The sequence below is a fragment of the Streptomyces sp. NBC_01471 genome, from assembly GCF_041438865.1.
Lineage (GTDB): Bacteria > Actinomycetota > Actinomycetes > Streptomycetales > Streptomycetaceae > Streptomyces.
Genome location: NZ_CP109450.1, coordinates 7,094,707 through 7,113,977, shown reverse-complemented (window position 1 = coordinate 7,113,977; position 19,271 = coordinate 7,094,707). Strand labels below are relative to the sequence as shown.

Below are 19,271 nucleotides of genomic sequence, written 5' to 3'. Positions count from 1 at the left end.
TGGCGGGAGAGTGCAGCGTGTCGTGGCCGTGCGGTTGGGCAGGAGGGGGCATGCTGTTGCGGTCCGGAGCTCGCCCCCTGGACGAGGTAGTGCGGGCGCATGTAAGCCCGCAGCTTCGTGTACCGCGCTGCCACGGCTGGCAGCCCCGGAGCCCGCCCGGCCCACCGGGGCTGCCAGACCTATCCGGTTCGACGTCAAGGATCGCAGCGGCTGCAGTCGGGAGTCGCGTGCGGTGGTGGACTTTGGGTGATAAGCGGGCGCCAGGCGAGCCGCCAGTGCAGGCCGACGCCAGGTGCGAAAAGTGCGCCGGTCGGTGATGCATTCCGGGCGTCTTCGGAGAAGAGGAACGGCAGGGGCCGGTAGGTGAGCCCGTTTTTGGGCTGGCGCACGCGAGTCTGCTCCGAGTAAGCGGACACGTCCTGGGGATAGACGTAGACGACGTCATACGATTCGTCTTCAGCGTCCACGGCAGTCTCGCCACCCCGCCTAGGGATGTGCAGCGCGTCAGTGAGAGCGGCGGCGGCTCGTGTTTCGTAGCCGTCGGCCAGGACGTTTGTCAGCAGATCCAGACCGGGGCTGGCGGATTCGATGACGTCCTGGGCCGTCTGTGCAGCTGCCCTTGCCGTTGCCGTGAACGTATCGCGCTGGCATGAGGTGTTGTTCACTGCGGCGTTGAGGGCAAGCTGCGCGGCATCGTGTGCCAGGCGGGCAGCGTGTTCGGCTGTGATGGCGACAGCGCTCTCGGCGGCGATGCTGGCGGCTGCGCCTTGAGTGCGTTCCTTGGCCTTGGGCTGGCCGCTGCTGTAGGCGAGGGCTCGAACGGTGGCGGCGCGGGTCCGCGCGCGGTGACGGGCGACGGCCCGCTCAGCAGTCTCGATGGATGGTGTGGGCTTATCCCACGAGTGCCCGGTCCACGTGGGGCGGAGAGTGCTCATCCGTTCACTCTCGCACCCGGAAAGCGCGCTTCGCGGGGTGGACCGAACGTGTGTCGACCAGGGGTTGTGACGTCACCAGCGTTGCGCGGCTGGGACCGGGGCACGTTTGCCCAGCGGCCCGTCAGCGATTGCAGGGGACGTGTTCCGTGTCGAGGGCCGGCTCGTGGCAATGTTCTGGCAGCCCGCCGGAGGAGGGTCGGGCTGCCAGATCGTCCAGCGTAGTGCTGGCGGGTGGGATGACCGCTTCACCACGCTGGGCCTCGCTGACGGCTGCGCGGGCATCGTTGGTTATGGCGGCTTCGAGCGTTTCCGTTCGCCGCCGGCCGATGCTCGGCTAGGTCAGAGAATGCCGAGCAGCCCGCCGAGCAGCCCGGTGCGGCGCCCGTATCCATTTCCGTACCCGTTGCCGTAGCGGCCGTCCTCGTACCGGTCGTGGGTGCGGGCCTGGGTGCAGGTGCTATCCGTCCAGGCTCCGTGCTTGTTGGCCGAGGTCTTCTCGTGGCAGTAGGAGGACTCGTCGGCTGAGGCCATACCGGCGGCGGCCATGAGGAGCGGGGCAGCCAGTGCACCGACAACGGCGACTCGGGTGATCTTGCGCATCGCACATCCATTTCGATCCGAGGGAAGGAACCCGACTCAAGCTAGACCGACTTAATTACTTACGCGCCTTATGTACGTGTCTCTTAGGCTGACTGGCGCTCAGGCGCAGGCGGGCTTCGGCGCTCTTGCTCTGCCACGGCGGTGAGGGCCGGCCGGGCGCCTCCGGGGCCGGTCCAGATCTCATGCTCTTCGGTCCGCGCCCGCGCAGGGCCAGCGGTGCGGCCCCACTACGTGAGGTTCTTCCCGTCTGCCAGCCCGTAGGGGCCAGGAGCGGGACGGTACGGAGCTGACCGAGGGAAAAGCCCCTTAACTGCGCGTGTCGTGCTTGCGGCGCGGGATGTATAGGACCGGCTCCGCTGCTCGGCGCAGGCCCGCTACGGCAGGGGCAGCGGCGTCCGCCCCATCCGGTCACTGGCCGGCCCGGCGTGGGCTGCCGCGCTCCGAGAAGGCACCGACCCGTCCGTGTGCTCCGCATCTGCCGACTCTCACCCTCATCACCAAGCGTGATCGACTGGAAGGGTTCCACTGTGTTCGGGAAACAATATGTGCGTGAACTGATCACCCGCAGTGCCGAGAACGGCGTTGACCGCCGCCGCTTCATGAGGGGCGCCGGTGCGGCCGGGCTCGGCGTGGTCGGCGCCGGCCTCGTGGGCGCGTCCGCCGCGCCGGCCTCCGCCACAGCCGTGTCCGACGGCCCGAGCGGCGGTGACTCCGGTGCGATCAGCGATGCCGCGATTCTCAACTTCGCGCTCAACCTGGAGTACCTGGAAGGCCAGTTCTACTCCTACGCGGTCAACGGATACGGCCTCCCCGACGCCCTGACGACCGGCAAGGGCGACCGGGGCAGCGTCACCGGCGGACGCCAGGTCAAGTTCCGCTCCCAATCGGTACGCCAGTACGCCGAGGAGATAGCCCGCGACGAGCGGGAACACGTCGCGTTCCTGCGCGGCGCACTCGGCTCGGCCGCCGTCGCACAGCCGAAGATCGACATCCAGAGCAGCTTCACCGCTGCCGCGCGGGCCGCGGGACTCATCGGTCCCAACCAGACGTTCGACCCGTACGCCAACGACAACAACTTCCTGCTGGCGGCGTTCATCTTCGAGGACGTCGGTGTCACCGCGTACAAAGGTGCCGCCCCGCTCATCAGCAACAAGACCTACCTCGGTGCCGCCGCCGGGATCCTCGCCGTGGAGGCGTACCACGCCGCGAACATCCGGACGGCGCTGTACGAGCGCGACCTCGCGGACCAGGCAGGCAAGATCTCGGATGCGCGCGACAGCCTCGACGGGCCGAGCGACGACGACCAGGGCATCGTGAAGAACGGCAAGGCGAACATCGTGCCCGCCGACAACAACGGTCTGGCCTTCGGGCGCACCACCGAGCAGGTGCTCAACATCGTCTACCTCACACCGAAGAAGGCCACCTCCGGAGGCTTCTTCCCCGCCGGAGTCAACGGCTCCATCCACACCAGCGGTGCGAACGACACCGGCCGCACCCCGGTCGGCGGCATGGCGACCGGTGGGGGCGGCACCCAGAACACCCAGAAGGCCGGCATGGTCGTCGGCGGTGCGACGCTGGCCGCGGCCACCGTGGCGGGCGCCGCCGCGATTACCCGCAGGAACAGCCAGGCAACTGGCGCCGCTGCGGGCGCAGCCGATAACGAATCGGACCACACGCCGACTCGGTGAGAACCCTTCACGACCGGGTCGCGACCGCGCGTCGCTCGCCGATCCGCGAGATCGCCCTAGGCACTGCCGAGTACTGACGCGACGCGCACCGTGTCGACGCATCACCCCATCTCCTGCGTATGCACGGTGCGCGGGTCACCACCTCAACCAGACCTGCAAAAAGGTCTGTTGCAGGAGCAGGTCCCACCAGAACGTCGGTTGGAGCAACGGTGCAGGCAACGCAGTGGACGATCACCCTGATGCAGCTGGGACTGCTCGGTGGCACCGCCATGACCGTGTACCTGGAGGCATACAAACGCGTGAGCCTCGCGCTCCTGCCCTCCGGCTGCCGACGCCGCGTTCAGATATGGCGCAGGGTGGCACCCCCGCTGCGCACCGCATCGGTGTGCGTCCTTGCGGCCGGGGCTCTGGCGTTCCTGATCACCGCGGTCGGCTGATCATGGCCGGACCCGTCGTGACGAAGAAGAGCACCGCGCCGCCGCCTGCGGTGTCCGCGGCAGACCGGCTCCCGCAAACCGCTCCCGTCGGGCCGGCGGGGACTGGGACGGGTGCGCGGCGACCGGGCCGACTGCGGGCCGCATGGTCGATGTTCGGCCCGGCGTTCGTGGCCGCCATCGCCTACGTCGATCCCGGGAACTTCGCCACCAACATCTACGCGGGTGCGCACACCGGATATCAGCTGGTGTGGGTGGTGCTCGCGGCCAGCATCCTGGCCATGCCCATCCAGTACCTGTCCGCGAAAGTGGGCATCGTCACCGGGCGCACCCTGCCGGAGCTGTGCCGCGAGCGGTATCCCCGGCCCGTGCTGTGGTGCATGTGGGCGCAGGCTGAACTCGTGGCGATGGCCACCGATCTTGCCGAGTTCATCGGCGCGGCCATCGGTCTCAACCTGCTGTTCGGCGTCCCGCTCTTCACCGCCGGACTCATCACCGCAGCGGCCGCCTTCCTCGTTCTCGGGCTCCAGACACGCGGCTACCGCCCCTTCGAACGCGCCATCGCCTTCCTCTTCGTCATCGTCTGCGCGGGCTTCGCCTACGAACTGTTCCGGATCGGCCCGGACACGCGCGCCACAGTGGGCGGCCTGGTCCCCGACCTCAGCGGCCACGGCACCGTATATCTCGCCGCCGGAATCGTCGGCGCCACCGTCATGCCGCACATCGTCTATCTCCACTCCGCCCTGACAACCCAGCGCACCCAAGGCAACACAGCGGCGGAACACTGCACCGCGTTGCGCTACGAACGCTGCGACATCGTCATCGCACTCGGCGCCGCCGGCGCCGTCAACCTCGTCATGCTCCTCATCGCCGCGAAGCTCTTCCACGGCACCCTCAGCCACGAGGTCACCACGATCGCCCAGGCGCACGCCGAGCTGTCAACGCTGGTCGGCGGCGGCGCCGCACTCGCCTTCGCGGTCGCGCTCGTCGCCGCAGGCATCTCCTCCTCCAGCGTCGGCACCTACGCCGGGCAAGTCATCATGTCCGGCTTCCTCGGCCTCCGCCTGCCGCTCTTCGCCCGGCGTGGGATCACCATGGTCCCCGCCCTGGCCGTTCTGCTGGCCGGCGCCGACCCCACCGCCGTACTCGTACTGAGCCAGGTCGTCCTCAGCCTCGGCATCCCCTTCGCCCTCGTCCCGCTCGTACTCATCACAGGCGACAGCAACGTCATGGGACGATTCGCCAACCCGGCCTGGCTCACCAAAGGCATGTGGGCAGCCACCGCCACCATCACCGCCCTCAACGCCACACTGCTCTACCAGCAATTCCTCGGCTGACCCGGGCCATGCGGGCCGGCCGGGCCCCTCCACCGGGTCGCGGGCAGGCACCTTGATTCCGGGCGGCCCTACCTGGGCCTAGACCATTTCGTCTGGATCAGTAGGGCGCTGGTCCAGGTGTGTGCCGTTGACTGACGCGCAGTGGGCGCGGAACGCTGCATCAACAACCTGAACCAGTGGCGGGGGAGTTCCACCCGTTACGAGAAGACCGCGACCGTCTACATGGCCGGACTCCATATTGCGGGGTTCCCTCTGGCCTGCCCGGTGGTCCAAACGACAGAAGCTGGGGGCGGCGGCGCCCTGTCCGCAGGTGAAAACCAGCATGGTGCTGTTCCGCCGGTGCGAGCGGCGGTGCCGAATGGGCGTCACACGCCATGCAGATTAGAACATTCATAAGAAAAGAAGCCCTGAACTGCACTCTTTCGGGGACATGCCCTGTCGGGTTCCCGTGGCTAGCATTTTGCGCGGCAGTAACTGCGCATTCCCATATGGGAACTGCCAGTCCGGCATGACGGAACGGCGACGACAGGAGATCGAGCGAACATGATCGCGAACGGTGTGCAGGCGGACCAGATTCCCGGACTCTCCTGGCAGAAGGCGCGGGCCAGTCTCAACAACGGGAACTGCGTCGAAGTGGCTTCCCTCCCGGAGGAAGGTGTGGCCGTGCGGAACTCCAGGTTCCCCGAGGGGCCCGCTCTCGTCTTCACCAAGGCGGAGCTGGCCGCGTTTATCCACGGCGCGAAGGGAAAGGAGTTCGACCACTTCGTCGCGTGACGCGTAAACGGAGCGTCGTGCGTTGGCCATAGATTGTGCGGCGGGCATGTGCGCGGGCATTCTGGGGCGACTACTGTCCCAGTACTGTTCGGAGTTCACATGTCCGTCGCCCGGCAATGGCAGTCGGATTCTGATTCGTCGGTTGTTGCTCTCTCGTCGGCGAGTGGCGAGCGCCCTGCTGATCAGCTCCTGGGTGAAGAGCTTCGGCGGCATCGGGAGAGCCGGGGATACACCCTTGGGGCTGCGGCCCGGGCCATCAGAGGTTCGACATCCAAGATGAGCCGGCTGGAGCGGGGGGAGAGTCCCGCCAAGCCGCGGGACGTGTACGACCTTGCCGTCTTCTACGGCCTGTCCCGGCAGGATCTGGCCCTCCTCGAACAGCTCCTGGCCCATGCGGCGAACTCGGAGTGGTACGAGCGGTTCGCCGATGTGACGCCCAGCTTCCTCAAGCGCTTGATCCGCATGGAGGGGCGCGCCGCGATGATCACGATCTTCGAGAACCAGGTGATTCCCGGGCTCCTGCAGACCGAGCGCTACGCCGAGGCGTTGATCCGGATGATGGAGGCCAACCCTGTCTCGCTCGCGGAGATCGCGCGGATCGTTGCGCTGCGGATGGGCCGGCAGATGATCCTCGATCAGGACCTTCCCCGGATCACTGTTGTGCTGGATGAAACCGTTCTGGAGCGCAGGCGGGGGACCGCAGACGTCATGCGCGAGCAGATGGAGCATCTCCTCGCCGCTGCCGAGAAGCCGAAGGTGAACGTGCGGATCATCAGCAAGGACGCGGTGTCTCCGCCGATGGCCATCACCTATCTCCAGTTCCCGGACGGTGTGCCGGGTGACCTCGCCTACCTGGAGAACATCGAGGGCGCGACCTACGCGACGAAGCAGCGTTCGCTGGACAACTACCGCAAGGTGCTGACCGATGCCCGTGACAACGCCATGTCACTCGATGGCAGCATCGAGGCCATACGACGCGCTGCGGAGCACTGGGCTGAGCGGGCCGTCCTGGAGCGGTGACGCCTGACCGTCTCGTGGTCGGGTGTCACCGCTCCGGCACTGGTGGCCGGGAACGGGCAGCTCATGCCTCGATCTTGGCGACGCCGCCCCACTCGACCCAGTCAGTGGGGCGTAGGTGCGTTGGCGGTGGCGGATTGTCGGGTTGCCAGTCGATGACGTCGACGAGGCCGGGCGGGTTGATGATGGTCATGCCGTCGAAGTACTGGCGGACCTCGTGCCGTTCTCGCACCCGGCCCCAGCTGTTGTGGGTGGCCTCGGCCATGAGCTGGGTGACTCTGTTCCTCACGGCGGTGTCGTCGCTGACGAGCTGGCAGATGACCATATAGCTGCCGGAGGGCAGTTCGGCCGCTACACGCTTTATCAGGGCTGCGGGGTCTTGCTCGTCGTCGGTGTCGTCGAGGCAGTGCAGGACGGATACGAAAAGAGCCGCGATCGGCTGTGTCCAGTCGAGGAAGTCGTCGGTGGCGGCGCGGATCTTCTGTGTCTCGCGCATGTCCTGGTCGATGACCATGACGTTGTTGTTCTCGTGCAGTTGGGTGCGGCCGTGGGCGAGGACCATGGGGTCGTTGTCGACGTAGGCGACCTTGGCGTCGGGCGTGATGCGCTGGACGACTTCGTGGACGTTGTCCAGGGTGGGCAGTCCCGAGCCGTGGTCGAGGAACTGCCGGATGTTCATGTCCCGGGCAAGGACGCGGACCACCCTGCGGAGGAAGTCGCGATTGCTGCGGGCCAGTTGCTGCGTACTGGGCGCGATCTTGAGGAGATCGACACAGGCGTTCCGGTCGACCTCGTAGTGCTGACTGCCTCCTAAGAGGTACTCGTACATGCGTGCGACACTGGGGGTGGTCGTGTCGATGGGGCGGCGAGATTGGGGTTTCTCCCCGTAGGCCATGCGTCAACTCCTCGCAGCCCTTGGTCCAGGGCTGTGTCCTCGGCTAAAGAGATCCATCGTAGGAGTGCCGCAGCAGGCCCGCTAGTCCCTAAAAGGGGCTCAGCGGGGCCAAGTTAACGATTTCGATCCGTACGGAGTGCTCCCCGGCGCACACGGTGAAGCGTCGTGCGCTGCCGTGCTCCGGGGAGCGTGCAGGCGCGCGGCGACGCATAGGGGCAATGCGTCGAGGGCTCGCTCGGCGCTGCGCAGCAGTGCACGCACCGCGTGCTCGTCGACGCCCATCAGGCCGGCAGTCTGCTTGATGGAGAGCCCGAGGCGGTGGTGCAGCAGGACCGTGTCGGCCTGGGCGTCGTGGAGCAGGCAGTGGATGCTCCAGCTGTGCCCCTCGGCGCAGGTGGTTTGCTCACCCGCCTGGTCACGCAGCATCTGCCAGGCGCGGGCTGCGGGGCAGGCGCTGCGCAGAGCCGTCGCCCAGCCCGCGCTGAGATCGTCGAGGGCGGCCTCGACACAGTGGGCCGCCCGCGTCCACTCGCCCGTGCGTACGTAGGCGTAGCGCAGGTACCAGTCGAGATGGAGGTCGCGGAAGGCGGAGTATTCGAGGCAGAAGGCGGCCGGCATGCGCCCGCCCGAGAGTCGTGGTGGATGGCGGCTCGTTCGGTTACGGCTCACGTTCAGGGCCGCCGGTTTCGCGATGCCCGGTGGGCCGCCCACAGGCTCTTGAAGGGCTCCGGATCGGCGCCCAGCCGATGCAGTACGTCGCACAGCACACTCCATTCCGGTACGAGGCGTCCGTCGAAGACGGCCTCGGCTTCTTCCTCGGTGAACGCGGGGATGCACAAGGCCGCGGCCGCTGGGTAGCCGGCGGCGAGCCGGGCACCGCGCAGTCCCGCGGCGAGGTGCCGGCCAAGGCGTGGCGGATCGGGCCGGCGGGGCACGGACTTCGACGCGGACTCCCACAGCAGGCGAAGGTCTCCGGGCTGCCCGCCCAGCAGGTGAGCCAGGGTGTAGGTGGCGGCCCACGAGACCACGAACTGGCCCTCCATTACCCGGCGCACGGCGAAGACCGGCATTCCGGCGTCGACGGCGAGGGCGTCGAGGCCGACTTGCGAATGTTCGTGCAACGTACGCAGCGCCCGGCCGAGTGCGACTGCGGCCCGCCTCGCACGCCGGTCAAGACCAGTCGCCTTCCCGGAGCCGCCCGGAGTGCCGCACGGTCGGCCTGCCCATGGAGCCGGTACACGGGCAGACAGCCGCTGAGCGGAACGTGCACCGCCCCAGCGCGCCCTGGCTTGCCCCTCGCTGATCCTGGCCGCTACGCCGATCTCGGCCCAGCTTCGGCCTGTCGAGCGCTCCTCGACCACGGCGGCCGCAGCCGCACACTCGGCGTCGTCCACGACCCTGGCCGCCAGCTCCAGGACCCCGCCGAGGGGAACATCGCCGAAACACGCCATCACCAACTCATCTGCTCGAAAGGCGAGTTCCGCTGCGATGAGGCGGTGGGTGAACCGAGGAACGGCGCCCAGGAGTTCACGGTCCCGTTTACGCTGCGCACGGCGGCGGCAGACTCCGTGGCAGTAATCACGCGGCCGTCCGCCACCGGAACGCTGGACGATGGCCCTTCCGCAGAAACCGCAGCTGGCCTCGCGTGAGGCGTCAGACATCACTGCATCCCTTCACCCCGCCCTTCCGCACGTCCGAGCACGGGCGGGCAGACGGCAGGCAGTGATCCGTGGGGGGCCGCCGCGCGGCGCCCCCCACAGTGCTGGAGGTCAGACCTGGCGCACGCGGACGTACCGCAGGTAGCTGCACTTCGACATCGCGAACAGAAGGCCGATCAGGGGCAGGAGGAATGGACCGACCAGCGGCCACACAACGGGCAGCTGCTCCCGGCCCGGCCACACTGTCGGGAACACGGCGATGCCCACCAGGGTGATCAAGAGCACGAAGAAGAGGCTGGCGCAGATACGCAGCTCATACAGATTCGCGCCGCGGGGTTTGAGGCCCTCAGAGGCAGGGATAATCCCCGAAGGGACGACCGGGGGAACATTAGCCTGCTCCCGGTTGGTTTCCATGGTCACAGTTGGACCTTTCTAGGTTGACGATGGCCTGCCGGGTGGTCTCGGGGTGGAGCCCGAGACCACCTGCGCACAGCGTGCCATCACTCCGCTGCGCGCTGTCATTCCACACATTAGCTGCGTGGTGGACCACTTCACGACCGTTTCCTCTGCCTCGGAAAATTTTCCCATTTTGGGACGGCGTCCCGCATGCAACGGGCGAGTGTTCGGGTCCACTTCGGACCAGATTGCTTTCGCTCCTTTCCGATTCATGGCTGAATCCGGCTCGCTCGGACGATGCATCCGTGCTGCATAGCAAGCTGTTTTTGACCCACGCGCAGCAATCCCGCAGCTCAGAAGAGTTTTGGAGTCAATAAAAGGTTGGCGAGCCTTCTTCTCGATCCGGAACCGTCACATCCATTCCTTGTGCACGGGCTTATGGGAATAATGCAAACGTTGCGCAAGTAATTGCCCGACTGCGGTGCGTGAGGATTTCGGTTGTACGACTGCGCTGCGTGTCCATTTACCGCCTGGGAGGGGCTTTGCGGCCCGGCGGGGGCGCTTTGCCCGCAAACGGCGCAACGGGCAGGCTGGTGCACGTCGCGGGAACTGCCGTGACTTGTGTCACAGTTGACATGCTTGGCGGTTCGGTCGGCCCCAGCGGGTGAGTGTCTGCCGACCGGGCCCATCGATGGCGGGGCGACCCGTTACTGCCGGACCGGACACCGAAGCGGGGAAGTAGTGGCGCGATCACCGGCAGGTGATCGAGAAGACCGCGTCAAGCGCCGCACCAGCACCCGTGGATGGACCTGCCCGAGCACTTCGGCTCGTGGAAAGGTGCCCACAACCGGCCGCGGAAGTGGGCTGCCGACGGAACCGGGGGAGAAGGTCTTCACCGCGCTGCTGGCCCAGGCCGACATCGAAGGCGACGTCGCCTCGATCGGCGCGGTCGACTCCACCGTCGTCCGGGCTCATCAGCACGCCGCCGAGGCTCGCCCAAAGGGGATCCCGCCGGCGAGCCTGACGACCACGCCCTCGAACGGCGTCCCGCGGGCGGGCTGACGATCAAGCTCCACCTCTTCGCCGACAGTCACTACCGACCGCTCGCGGTCCTACACGCCTCGTCGGCATCCATGCGCTCTGCTACAGCACATGGGCCCGGCTCCCGGCCGTCTTGTCTCCGACGGCCGCGTGCGTATAGGAGTTGGCCTTCGCGCCAACCCAGTGAAGGATGACCGCATGACGACGATCAACGAGCAGTCTCGGGCGTGGCAGGGCGAGGGCGGCCCCGCCGAGTGGACGCGGGCATGGGACCGCACCCGCGAGCTGATCAACACCCGTGCCAACCGCTTCAGCGAAAGGGACAGCGACGCCTCGCAGGAGGACGGGATCTCGGCGCTCGCCACAGCCATATACATCGTGGCCCGAGAGCAGCGCATCGAACCTGCCGCTGTGGCCCGGCAGGCGGTCGACGATCTGATTCGCCGGCGCCCCGGGGAGACCGATCTTGACATCGTCCGGCGGTGGGAGGCACACCTGGAGAACCTGGGGCACGATAACGACGACAAGACCGACCCGGTCTCTGTCCGCTGGCAGCAGCTGCGCTACGAGCACGACCCCGACGAACGGAACTGGGACGACTCCTTGGCCCGCCACGGATACGGCCTCACCGCCATCCACTACGTCCTCAGCGACCACGTGGCGTTGGTCTTCTGAACGACACGTTCGAAGCCGGGAACGTCAGGGTCTTGTTGAGCCTCACTAAACGGGGCGCAGTGTGCTGCCGGCTATTCGGCGAGTTCCAATACCCGACTGCACCATCAGGTGCCCAGTGGGATCACGACGAACTGACCCGGGCCCTGGTCAAGCTCCGCCCGCCGCGCCCCCGGATGACGGTGACCCGAGCCGTCCTCGTCGACCAGGAACAGGCCTGGCGAGACAAGTACACGTGGACGGTGATCGCCGAGGTGCCGCTCGGCGAAGGCGGCGCTCAGACGTAGCCCCGTCGGCCCCACCGATGCGTGCCAACGCCCCGACCTCAGTACAAAGACGATGAAAGGCAATCCTGTGCAGATAGCGACCGGGGAACTCTCCGGCGGTGGCCGCCCGTCCGAGGACCGCATCCTCGTCAATGCCGATTCCACCCTGGTGGTCGTCCTCGACGGCGTCTCCACCCTCACCGACGACACCCCGCGCGGCGGCTGGTACGCCCAGACCCTCGGCGAGGAGGTCATCTCCGTTCACGAACGCGCCCAGCACCTCGACCTGCGCATCACGCTCCACGAGGCCCTGACCACGGTGGCCGGCGAGCAGGGCCTGGTCCCGGGGGCCTCGCCGGCGGCCACCGTGGCGATCGTGCGCCACCGCCCCCACGACCACATGGTCGACGCGCTCGTACTCTGCGACACGCCCGTGGTCGTCGAGCAACGCGACGGCTTCGAGGTGCTGCGCGACGAGCGCCTGGAGACCCTCGTCCGCCTCTCCCCCGCCCGGGACGTCATGTTCGAGCAGCTCCGCGCCGGGTGCGGGTTCACCGCTCCCGAACACCGCCGGGTAGTTCAGCAGTTGCGAGATCACCAGATACAGCACATCAACCAGGGCGGTGACCCGCTGGCGTACTGGGTGGCCGAGGCCACGCCGGCAGCCGCCCGCCACGCCGTCGTGCGATCCTGGCCGGTCTCGGACATCAAGCGCATGTGGGTCATGACGGACGGCGCCCTGGCCGGTGTCGAGCCCTACGGGCTCTGGTCCTGGGACGCCTTCGCCGACGCCTGCACCGCGATCGGACCCCAGCAGGTGGTCGAGACCATCCACTCCTACGAGCACGACGACCCGAGCGGTATCAAGCACCCCCGCTACAAGGTGTCCGACGACAAGGCCCTCGCGTGCATCGGCTTCGGGCCGATGGCATGAGCAGCCCGACGCTGTTCTGGGCGCATGGACGCCCCGGCGAACCTGGCCGGTCGCCCGCTCCCGTGAAGCCACCGTGGGTACGGCGCTGAGGAAGGAGACCAGATCGTGAAGAGGTCCACTCCGTAGTTCAGGGGGCCACCTCGCCCGACAGGCTGACGGTCCTGCACGCTACCTGCTGCTGTTCGATGCGTGATGCCGTCGGGCGCAGTCAGTTCTGCAGCCGTGGCCGGTCCCGGTGGCCCGGGCAGTGACCTATCAGATCACCACGGTCTTCGACGCCGCGGACCTTGTGGCCGGATATGACGTGCGCCCCTGGTGCGCGACAACCAGGAGCTCGGCACCAGCCAATGAAGGAGGTACCCGGTTCTGCCTCTTCCACGCCTGACAGGGGGCGTGGCCGAGGCAGAACCGAGGGCCGAGAGGGACGACAATGAACGACGATGCGACGCGGATGCTCGGCAGGCGGTACCGCCTGCCCGCAGAGAGCCAGCCGGAAATAGCCGATGCGCCCGTCGTGCACGGTGTGGACACGCTCACCGGGCACGAGGTGAAACTGACCCGCGTCGTCCTCCCCGAGACGCTCACCGCCGACCGGCTGATGTACGCACCTGCTGCTTCGCCAGACGGCCCGCAGGTGGAAGAACCCACGCGCACCGCATGCGAGGCGGTGCGTACCCTCACGCGTCTGCCCGACCATCCTCATCTTGCCCAGGTCTTCGACGTGTTGATCGAGGACGAGACGCTGTGGATCGTCAGCGAGCGCGTCGCCACGCGCCCGCTGTCGGCCCTACTCACCCGTACGCCGCTGACGCCGTTCCGGTCCGCCGAGATCGCGCGGGAGATCCTGCGCGCGCTCCGGCACCTGCACGCGCGCGGCTGGCTCCACCGCAACATCACGGCGGACACCGTGTTCATCGGCGACGGCGGCAGCGTTCTCATTGACGGCCTCGCGCAGAGCGTCGCCGAGGAGGCGCTGTGCGGTTACCGACCCCGGCCGCTCCCCCACCCTCGCGGCGAAGAGACCGCCCGCCGCTCGTCCCTCAACCGGCCGGAAACCTCCTCCGCGCCCGGTCCTCAGACGCAGTTGCCCTGGCCGGGGCGGCTGCCGACGGGGTTCACGCACGCGCGCGGCGTTGGCGGGTCGGCCGCCCTGCGCGCCGACGCCCAGCGTCAGACAGCCGCCCTCCCCTCCCGCTCTGCCGGTCACCCGGCCACGTCCGGCCCGGACCACGTCGGGCCGCCAACTGCTCTCGGCGACGAGGCGGACGTCTTTCCCGGTCCGACCTCGGCGCTCGAGGCGCGCCGGGCGCGCGATGCGCGGATCGTGCGGATCGGCGCCGTCACCGAGCGGTGGGCGCCCGAGCAGGCCGCGCCCGTCACCGAAACGTGGCAGCTCGCGCCGCCGGTCGGGCCGGGTGTCGACCTGTGGGCGCTCGGCGTCCTGCTCTTCCGCGCGCTCCAGGGCCATCCGCCCTACCCGGAGGAGGATGTCGAGGAACTCGTCGCCATGGTGTGCGCGGACCCGCCTGCCTTCGCCGAGGACTGCGGGCAGATGCGCGCCGTCATCGAGTCGCTGCTGCGGCAGGACCCCGCGCAGCGGTTGTCCATCATCGAGGCCGAGGCCTGGTTGGTCTCCCTGCTGCGCGACGCTCGTGAGCCCGCGCCGCCGAGGGAGCCGGCCGATTCGCCGGCCGGGCGGCTGCCGGTGCTGCGCTTCCGCGGCCACCTGGTCCGCATCCGACCCGCCGGGCCAGTAGCCGTGCGGCAGGGGCGACACCGTCGTACGCGGGTGATCCCTCGCCTGCGCGGACGCACCCTCCTCATCGCCACCGCACTCCCCCTGGCCCTGGGCGCGACGGTCTACGCAGTGCTCACCCTGTCCCGTCCAGGCCAAGCTGATACCCCGGGCTCCCTGGCCACGACCACGCCGGCCTCGGCACACCCCGCAGATCGCCCCATCCCCTCGGGCCAGTCGTCCGCCGGCGCGACTCCTCACGACCGGGCTGGCTTCCAGGTCACCGTCGGCGCCGGGTGGAAACGCCACCCCGATCCTTCCCGGTCCCGCGTCCGCTTCACCCGCGACGGCCTCACCCTGATCGTCGTACCCGGCCGCGACAGCGCTGACGACTACCCGGACCCGCTCGACTACCAGAAGACCGAGCCGGAACTCGCCACCTACCGGGCCGATCCCGACGGCACTGCCAAGGGCGTGCGACGCATCGAGATCGGAGCGGGCCAGTCTCTCGCCGAGGGCCACTACACGTACACAGATGCCACGGGCGCCCTGCTCTACGCCTGCAACCAGGCTGCCATCATCAACGGCCGCTACCACGTCATCTACGTCCAGGGCCCGGCCGCACAGCATGAGCGCGTCACCGAGGTCTTCAACCAGGCGGTCACCACGTACCGGTCAAGGTCTGCGGTCTCAGGAGGGTAGACCGCTTCACGGGCCGTCGACACGCCTGCCCGAGTGACTCACTCGGGCACACAGCACTACTTCACAGGCGAGTTGCTCGGCGCGGTCACTGATTTCCGTGCATCTGACCAGCACCTTTGACATACCAATAGTGGTATGGCATAACTTTTTTGGTATGGACGACATCCGCCATCACGCGACCGCGCCCCCCGGCCTCGAACCTGGATTCGAGCCGCTTACAGAACGCGACCTGGCCTATCTCGTCGCCCAAGCCGTTGCAGACCGGCGGAACGAACTCGGCTGGTCCCAAGGCGAACTGGGAGTCCGGACAGGCATGAAGCAGCCGCACATCTCCCGGCTCGAAAGCGCCAACAAGCTCCCCAGCCTCACCACGCTGCTCCGCATCGCCAACGCGATGGGCGTCAAGTTGAACGTCACTCTTGAAAAGGATCAGAAGACGCTGTGAACGGGATCTACTTCGCAACAACCAACCGCTTCATCGCGTGGCTCGCATGCCGTGGGCTGCTCCTCATCGCATTACTGCTGCCAGCAGCCGCCGTCATGGCGCAACTCAGCGACCGGCACTGGTTGTTCAGCGTGGGTCAGTGGGGACTCCTGGGAGTGAGCGTGATCCTCCTGGTCTTCCATATCGGGGGGCACGGCATCGAGCCCACCTGTCCGCGCGCAACCAAGACGGCCGACGTCCTGAAGAAGCGCCGCTACAGGCTCGTCCTCGCCTACGCGCGCCTGTGGCCCCTCGTCGTCGGAGTCTTCGTTCTCTGCTTCATCGCCACCCCTGTGTTCATGCCGTACAGGGAAGACCAGCCAAACGACGCGATCTCGCTCAGCGGCACCGCCAGGACCGTGGGCGTGACGTGGATCGGCCTCAGCCTCCTGGCCGCCTACCTCTTCAAGGCCCGCCACGCCGTATTCCTCCCGCCCCGGGAGCCCTCTGCACGCTCGCTGCGCCTCGCACAGCGACTGCGCCTGATCTGCCACCGCAGCCACTGGTTTGTCGTTGGCGCCATCGTCGCCATGGTCTGCGCGGTCGTCTTCGTCCCGGAGCACGGCCCCTGGAGCAGTATCACCAGCTTCGCGTTCTTCCTGGTCCTGGCGGCCTTCATCGCGGACGGCCGACACAGTGGCACTCTGTGCGAGCCGTGCGTCACCGAGTTCCGGGTCGACGCCCCCGAGTACGCGGCCGGGAAGAGCTGGCTCTTCAGCGTGGAGCACAAGGGCCGGCGGTTCTACTGGATCGCCGCACTCGTGGCCGTCGCGCTTCAGCTGTCCTTCAGCGGTACGCCGGTCTCCACGACGACCACCATCACCATCAACGCGCTGATCGTGGCGCAGACGTTCGTCAACCGTTTCCACCGGATGTACAACCCCTGGTGCCCCTACTGCCACCCGGGTAACGGCGGACACGAAGAAACACAGGTCCCCGACCCCACCGGCGGCCATGGCCGGCCTGTGCCAGCCTGAAAGCGATGGCGCCGCTGACCGTGGCACGGCCCCGTGGAGCCCAGGGCCTTGGGGCTGGTGCCGATCCACCCGGACCCCCTCGACTACCAGAAGACGGGGCCGGAACTCGCCGACTATGTCGATGGCGCCTTGTGGTGGTGGAGCCGAAGTACCCGGTCGTCGCTGTGCGACAGGCCCCAACGATTACGGAATGCTGTCCTTATGCGGGATCTTGAGCGACAACTCGTGGACGTGGCGGAGCTCCTGGACGACGTCGAGTCGCTGCCGCCGCTGGCCGTTACCTTCGCCTGCGATCGGGAGGAGGGCCCATACGTCATTATCGCCACCCCCCATCAACTGCCCCTGGCCGACCAACGGTTGGCGGTAGATCAGATCGCGGCCCGGGTGCAGGCGGTGCCCAAGGTCAGTGGAATCCTGACCGGCCGCTACGGCGCCTCGGCCCGCGGGCGATGGGCGGATACCGTCGTCGTCGCCGTCACGAACGCGGCCCCCCATCTCCCCGGAATGCCTGCCCTTCCAGAGCGTGCGGGTAGGGACCTCCGCCCTGCCAGATCTTCTTGGGGACGAAGAAGTTCTCCAACGTCGTGCTCCTGTCGTCTCGTGGGGCTCCGCTCCGGACGGTAGTGGTCGCATGCCGTGGCGCGCGGGTCGTTCACGAAACATCCGAGAGCGGAACAGTGGTACTTCTGCCGGTGCGCTGAGCCCGATTACCGGAGGCCGAAAAGCGGTGGCCAGATCCGGTGTCGGACGTTGATCGGCACCACTCTTTACTCGCCAACTGTGCGCCGCTTTCCACGGGCATTTTTCCGGCATCGACGCTGGTGAGCTCTCACCGTCCGACGGTGAATCGGCGGGACGCGATGGCACGCCTGCGAGGTATCACGGTCACACAGTGCAGGAAAACGCCAGGTCAGAGGCAGATCTCACCATGAACTCGGACTCACACGGCGGGCGTTGAAGGGCTCCTGGCTGGTTTGTCATCGATGCAGGCCAGCCGTCGTGATGATCCATCAGTTTTTGTCAGTGCCCGCTGATACACCCATATCCGGAAGGGCAGCATCATCAAGTTGCCAGGTCACAGGAGGGGAAAAGGGCATGCCGCCGGACGGATTTCACGAGGTTCGTCGCCACATCCGAAGGAATCCGCGACCCCGCGGAAAGAAGCTGGGTTTCTGGACCATCGCGGGCATCGCCGCCTTTGTCTGGCTGTGGGGACAGGTCATCGGGTTCGACACCAGCAGCAGCGGGGCCGAGACAGACAGGCCGGCCTCCCCCTCGCCGTCGGTGTCCGCCTCGTCGAGCCGGTGATGGGCGGCATCCGGCTGCGCGCGCCGCGCGGTCGCCGCGAACAGGTGGCAGCGGGCATCGTCGCTCTGGCTTTGGCCACCATGCTGGTCCAGGCTGCCACGGGCCTGTGGCACGCGATCGTGCGCGGGTGGCCACTCGCGGTCGCCGCGGCCGTGGCGGCCTTGCTGGCTGCCGTCGGATGGCAGATCAGGAGGACTCGTCAGCGGCGGGCCCAGGCCGCGCTCCTCGCGGTTCTCCGCCTCCCCCTGGTGCGGATCGACGCTCTCAGCGATACGGATTTCGAGTTCGCACTCCGGGATCTGCTCATCCGTGACGGCTGGTCCGCGCAGCAGGTCGGGCAGGCCGGCGATCAGGCCGCCGACGTCATCGGCCGGCATACCCAGTGTGGGCGGATCGTGTTGCAGGCCAAGCACACCACCGTCGGCGGGAAGGTCGGCTCCCAGGTGATGTACCAGGTCAAGGGGACTGCCAGGCCCGTCCACAAGGCCGATGTCGCGGTCGTGGTCACCAACGGCGGCTTCACGCGCGACGCCAAGGCATGGGGTGAGCGGCACCAGATCCACTGGGTCGACCGTGATCGGTTGCGGCAGTGGGCCGAAGACGGTGTCCCGCTGCACACCCTGTTGCGCCTGCCCGCCCGCAGACCACGCAGGACCACGGTTCGACGAGGACGGGTCACTTGACCCGGTGCTGAAGGGCATCCTCTGGCTGATCCTCGGCGTGGCCATCGCCAAGGTCGCCTGGAAGTGGCTGACGGAGGATGCGTGGCCCTGGGTTCGCGATGACGTCGGGGGCTGGTTCAGGGACGACGTGTGGGGATGGCTCATGGGGCATCCCTGGTGGTTCGCGCTGATCATCCTGGGCACACGCTCGTGGTGCTGTGCTTCGTGGTCTTCTCCGACCGGGGCGGCTACGTCGTCGCCTACAGCGACGCACCCGACGACAGCGCGAACGAGAGCAGCGTCAGCGAGCCCGGAAGTACCGCGCCGAAGGTCTTGACCTTCCGGATGAAGCAGCTCGCCGCGATGAGCGCGAACGGCTTCGAGCAGGCATGCGCAGACCTGCTGGCCCGGGACGGGTTCGTGCGCCCCCGCCGGGTCGGCGGCTCCGGAGACTTGGGTGCGGACGTCGTGGCCGTGGACCCGGACGACCACAAAGTCGTTGTGCAGTGCAAGCAATACAGCGCCCCGGTCGGATCGGGAGCGCTGCAGAAGTTCAACGGCACCGCGGTTCCCGAACATCACGCGGACATCGCCGTCATCGTGGCACTCAACGGGTTCACCAGGCCCGCAGTTGACTTCGCCCAGCGGCACGGCATCGTCCTCATCGGACGGCCCGAGCTCAAGCGCTGGGCGCACGGCGAACATCTGTACGCAGTCGTCGAGGAGCAGCGCTCTCCCGCATAGTGCTGCGAGTTC

Annotated in this window: 19 protein-coding genes; 13 read left to right on the top strand and 6 right to left on the bottom strand. The window is 67.7% G+C overall.

Features of this window, described 5'->3' with window-relative positions; genetic code table 11:
- Positions 1-194: 194 nt before the first annotated feature.
- Positions 195-935 (bottom strand): hypothetical protein, encoded by a 741-nt coding sequence (locus OG285_RS32045; RefSeq protein WP_371792962.1) that lies wholly within the window; start codon positions 933-935, stop codon positions 195-197.
- Positions 936-1,274: 339 nt separating this feature from the next.
- Positions 1,275-1,535 (bottom strand): hypothetical protein, encoded by a 261-nt coding sequence (locus OG285_RS32040; RefSeq protein WP_371792961.1) that lies wholly within the window; start codon positions 1,533-1,535, stop codon positions 1,275-1,277.
- A 503-nt stretch (positions 1,536-2,038) separates the two neighbouring features.
- Here OG285_RS32040 and OG285_RS32035 point away from each other — a divergent pair.
- From OG285_RS32035 to OG285_RS32015, 5 genes are all read left to right on the top strand, one after another.
- Positions 2,039-3,223, top strand: a complete 1,185-nt coding sequence (locus OG285_RS32035; RefSeq protein WP_371792960.1) for a ferritin-like domain-containing protein — start codon at positions 2,039-2,041, stop codon at positions 3,221-3,223.
- A 209-nt stretch (positions 3,224-3,432) separates the two neighbouring features.
- Positions 3,433-3,660 (top strand): hypothetical protein, encoded by a 228-nt coding sequence (locus OG285_RS32030; RefSeq protein WP_371792959.1) that lies wholly within the window; start codon positions 3,433-3,435, stop codon positions 3,658-3,660.
- A 2-nt stretch (positions 3,661-3,662) separates the two neighbouring features.
- Positions 3,663-4,994 carry an Nramp family divalent metal transporter gene (locus tag OG285_RS32025; RefSeq protein WP_371792958.1) on the top strand — a complete coding sequence of 444 codons (1,332 nt, stop codon included), beginning with the start codon at positions 3,663-3,665 and terminating at the stop codon, positions 4,992-4,994.
- A 543-nt stretch (positions 4,995-5,537) separates the two neighbouring features.
- Positions 5,538-5,768 (top strand): DUF397 domain-containing protein, encoded by a 231-nt coding sequence (locus tag OG285_RS32020; RefSeq protein ID WP_371792957.1) that lies wholly within the window; start codon positions 5,538-5,540, stop codon positions 5,766-5,768.
- Positions 5,769-5,867: 99 nt separating this feature from the next.
- The gene (locus OG285_RS32015) at positions 5,868-6,788 is read left to right on the top strand and encodes a helix-turn-helix domain-containing protein (protein ID WP_371792956.1); all 921 of its coding nucleotides are present in this window, start codon (positions 5,868-5,870) and stop codon (positions 6,786-6,788) included.
- A gap of 61 nt (positions 6,789-6,849) precedes the next feature.
- On the opposite strand, the gene OG285_RS32010 is transcribed toward OG285_RS32015, so the two are convergent.
- The 4 genes from OG285_RS32010 to OG285_RS31995 all read right to left on the bottom strand — a co-directional run bounded on the left by OG285_RS32010 (position 6,850) and on the right by OG285_RS31995 (position 9,758).
- Positions 6,850-7,680, bottom strand: a complete 831-nt coding sequence (locus OG285_RS32010; protein WP_371792955.1) for an SAM-dependent methyltransferase — start codon at positions 7,678-7,680, stop codon at positions 6,850-6,852.
- 99 nt (positions 7,681-7,779) lie between these two features.
- On the bottom strand, positions 7,780-8,298 hold the full coding sequence (locus OG285_RS32005) for a hypothetical protein (RefSeq protein ID WP_371792954.1): 519 nt from the start codon (positions 8,296-8,298) through the stop codon (positions 7,780-7,782).
- Positions 8,299-8,351: 53 nt separating this feature from the next.
- Positions 8,352-9,131, bottom strand: a complete 780-nt coding sequence (locus OG285_RS32000; protein ID WP_371792953.1) for a hypothetical protein — start codon at positions 9,129-9,131, stop codon at positions 8,352-8,354.
- Positions 9,132-9,449: 318 nt separating this feature from the next.
- On the bottom strand, positions 9,450-9,758 hold the full coding sequence (locus OG285_RS31995; protein ID WP_371792952.1) for a hypothetical protein: 309 nt from the start codon (positions 9,756-9,758) through the stop codon (positions 9,450-9,452).
- 813 nt (positions 9,759-10,571) lie between these two features.
- Here OG285_RS31995 and OG285_RS31990 point away from each other — a divergent pair.
- From OG285_RS31990 to OG285_RS31955, 8 genes are all read left to right on the top strand, one after another.
- On the top strand, positions 10,572-10,796 hold the full coding sequence (locus OG285_RS31990; RefSeq protein WP_371792951.1) for a hypothetical protein: 225 nt from the start codon (positions 10,572-10,574) through the stop codon (positions 10,794-10,796).
- Positions 10,797-10,973: 177 nt separating this feature from the next.
- Complete coding sequence (locus OG285_RS31985; protein ID WP_371792950.1) at positions 10,974-11,450, top strand: hypothetical protein; 477 nt, start codon at positions 10,974-10,976, stop codon at positions 11,448-11,450.
- 336 nt (positions 11,451-11,786) lie between these two features.
- A complete protein-coding gene (locus OG285_RS31980; protein ID WP_371792949.1) occupies positions 11,787-12,647 on the top strand; it encodes a hypothetical protein in 861 nt (286 codons plus the stop codon).
- Positions 12,648-13,077: 430 nt separating this feature from the next.
- Positions 13,078-15,084: a protein kinase gene (locus OG285_RS31975; RefSeq protein WP_371792948.1), complete on the top strand. Its 2,007-nt coding sequence runs from the start codon at positions 13,078-13,080 to the stop codon at positions 15,082-15,084.
- Positions 15,085-15,238: 154 nt separating this feature from the next.
- A complete protein-coding gene (locus tag OG285_RS31970; RefSeq protein ID WP_352048231.1) occupies positions 15,239-15,529 on the top strand; it encodes a helix-turn-helix transcriptional regulator in 291 nt (96 codons plus the stop codon).
- Positions 15,526-16,545 (top strand): hypothetical protein, encoded by a 1,020-nt coding sequence (locus OG285_RS31965; protein ID WP_371792947.1) that lies wholly within the window; start codon positions 15,526-15,528, stop codon positions 16,543-16,545. Before OG285_RS31970 ends, OG285_RS31965 begins: the two co-directional genes overlap by 4 nt.
- A 1,307-nt stretch (positions 16,546-17,852) precedes the next feature.
- Positions 17,853-18,536 (top strand): restriction endonuclease, encoded by a 684-nt coding sequence (locus tag OG285_RS31960; RefSeq protein ID WP_371793661.1) that lies wholly within the window; start codon positions 17,853-17,855, stop codon positions 18,534-18,536.
- A 156-nt stretch (positions 18,537-18,692) separates the two neighbouring features.
- A complete protein-coding gene (locus OG285_RS31955; RefSeq protein WP_371792946.1) occupies positions 18,693-19,259 on the top strand; it encodes a restriction endonuclease in 567 nt (188 codons plus the stop codon).
- The last annotated feature ends 12 nt before the right edge of the window (positions 19,260-19,271 follow it).

Bases quoted from the DNA above. Each gene is read 5' to 3' on its own strand.
- OG285_RS32045 (WP_371792962.1), bottom strand. From the start codon at position 935: ATGAGCACTCTCCGCCCCACGTGGACCGGGCACTCGTGGGATAAGCCC.
- OG285_RS32040 (WP_371792961.1), bottom strand. From the start codon at position 1,535: ATGCGCAAGATCACCCGAGTCGCCGTTGTCGGTGCACTGGCTGCCCCG.
- OG285_RS32025 (WP_371792958.1), top strand. From the start codon at position 3,663: ATGGCCGGACCCGTCGTGACGAAGAAGAGCACCGCGCCGCCGCCTGCG.
- OG285_RS32020 (WP_371792957.1), top strand. From the start codon at position 5,538: ATGATCGCGAACGGTGTGCAGGCGGACCAGATTCCCGGACTCTCCTGG.
- OG285_RS32015 (WP_371792956.1), top strand. From the start codon at position 5,868: ATGTCCGTCGCCCGGCAATGGCAGTCGGATTCTGATTCGTCGGTTGTT.
- OG285_RS32010 (WP_371792955.1), bottom strand. From the start codon at position 7,680: ATGGCCTACGGGGAGAAACCCCAATCTCGCCGCCCCATCGACACGACC.
- OG285_RS32005 (WP_371792954.1), bottom strand. From the start codon at position 8,298: ATGCCGGCCGCCTTCTGCCTCGAATACTCCGCCTTCCGCGACCTCCAT.
- OG285_RS32000 (WP_371792953.1), bottom strand. From the start codon at position 9,131: ATGGCGTGTTTCGGCGATGTTCCCCTCGGCGGGGTCCTGGAGCTGGCG.
- OG285_RS31985 (WP_371792950.1), top strand. From the start codon at position 10,974: ATGACGACGATCAACGAGCAGTCTCGGGCGTGGCAGGGCGAGGGCGGC.
- OG285_RS31980 (WP_371792949.1), top strand. From the start codon at position 11,787: ATGAAAGGCAATCCTGTGCAGATAGCGACCGGGGAACTCTCCGGCGGT.
- OG285_RS31975 (WP_371792948.1), top strand. From the start codon at position 13,078: ATGAACGACGATGCGACGCGGATGCTCGGCAGGCGGTACCGCCTGCCC.
- OG285_RS31970 (WP_352048231.1), top strand. From the start codon at position 15,239: ATGGACGACATCCGCCATCACGCGACCGCGCCCCCCGGCCTCGAACCT.
- OG285_RS31960 (WP_371793661.1), top strand. From the start codon at position 17,853: ATGGGCGGCATCCGGCTGCGCGCGCCGCGCGGTCGCCGCGAACAGGTG.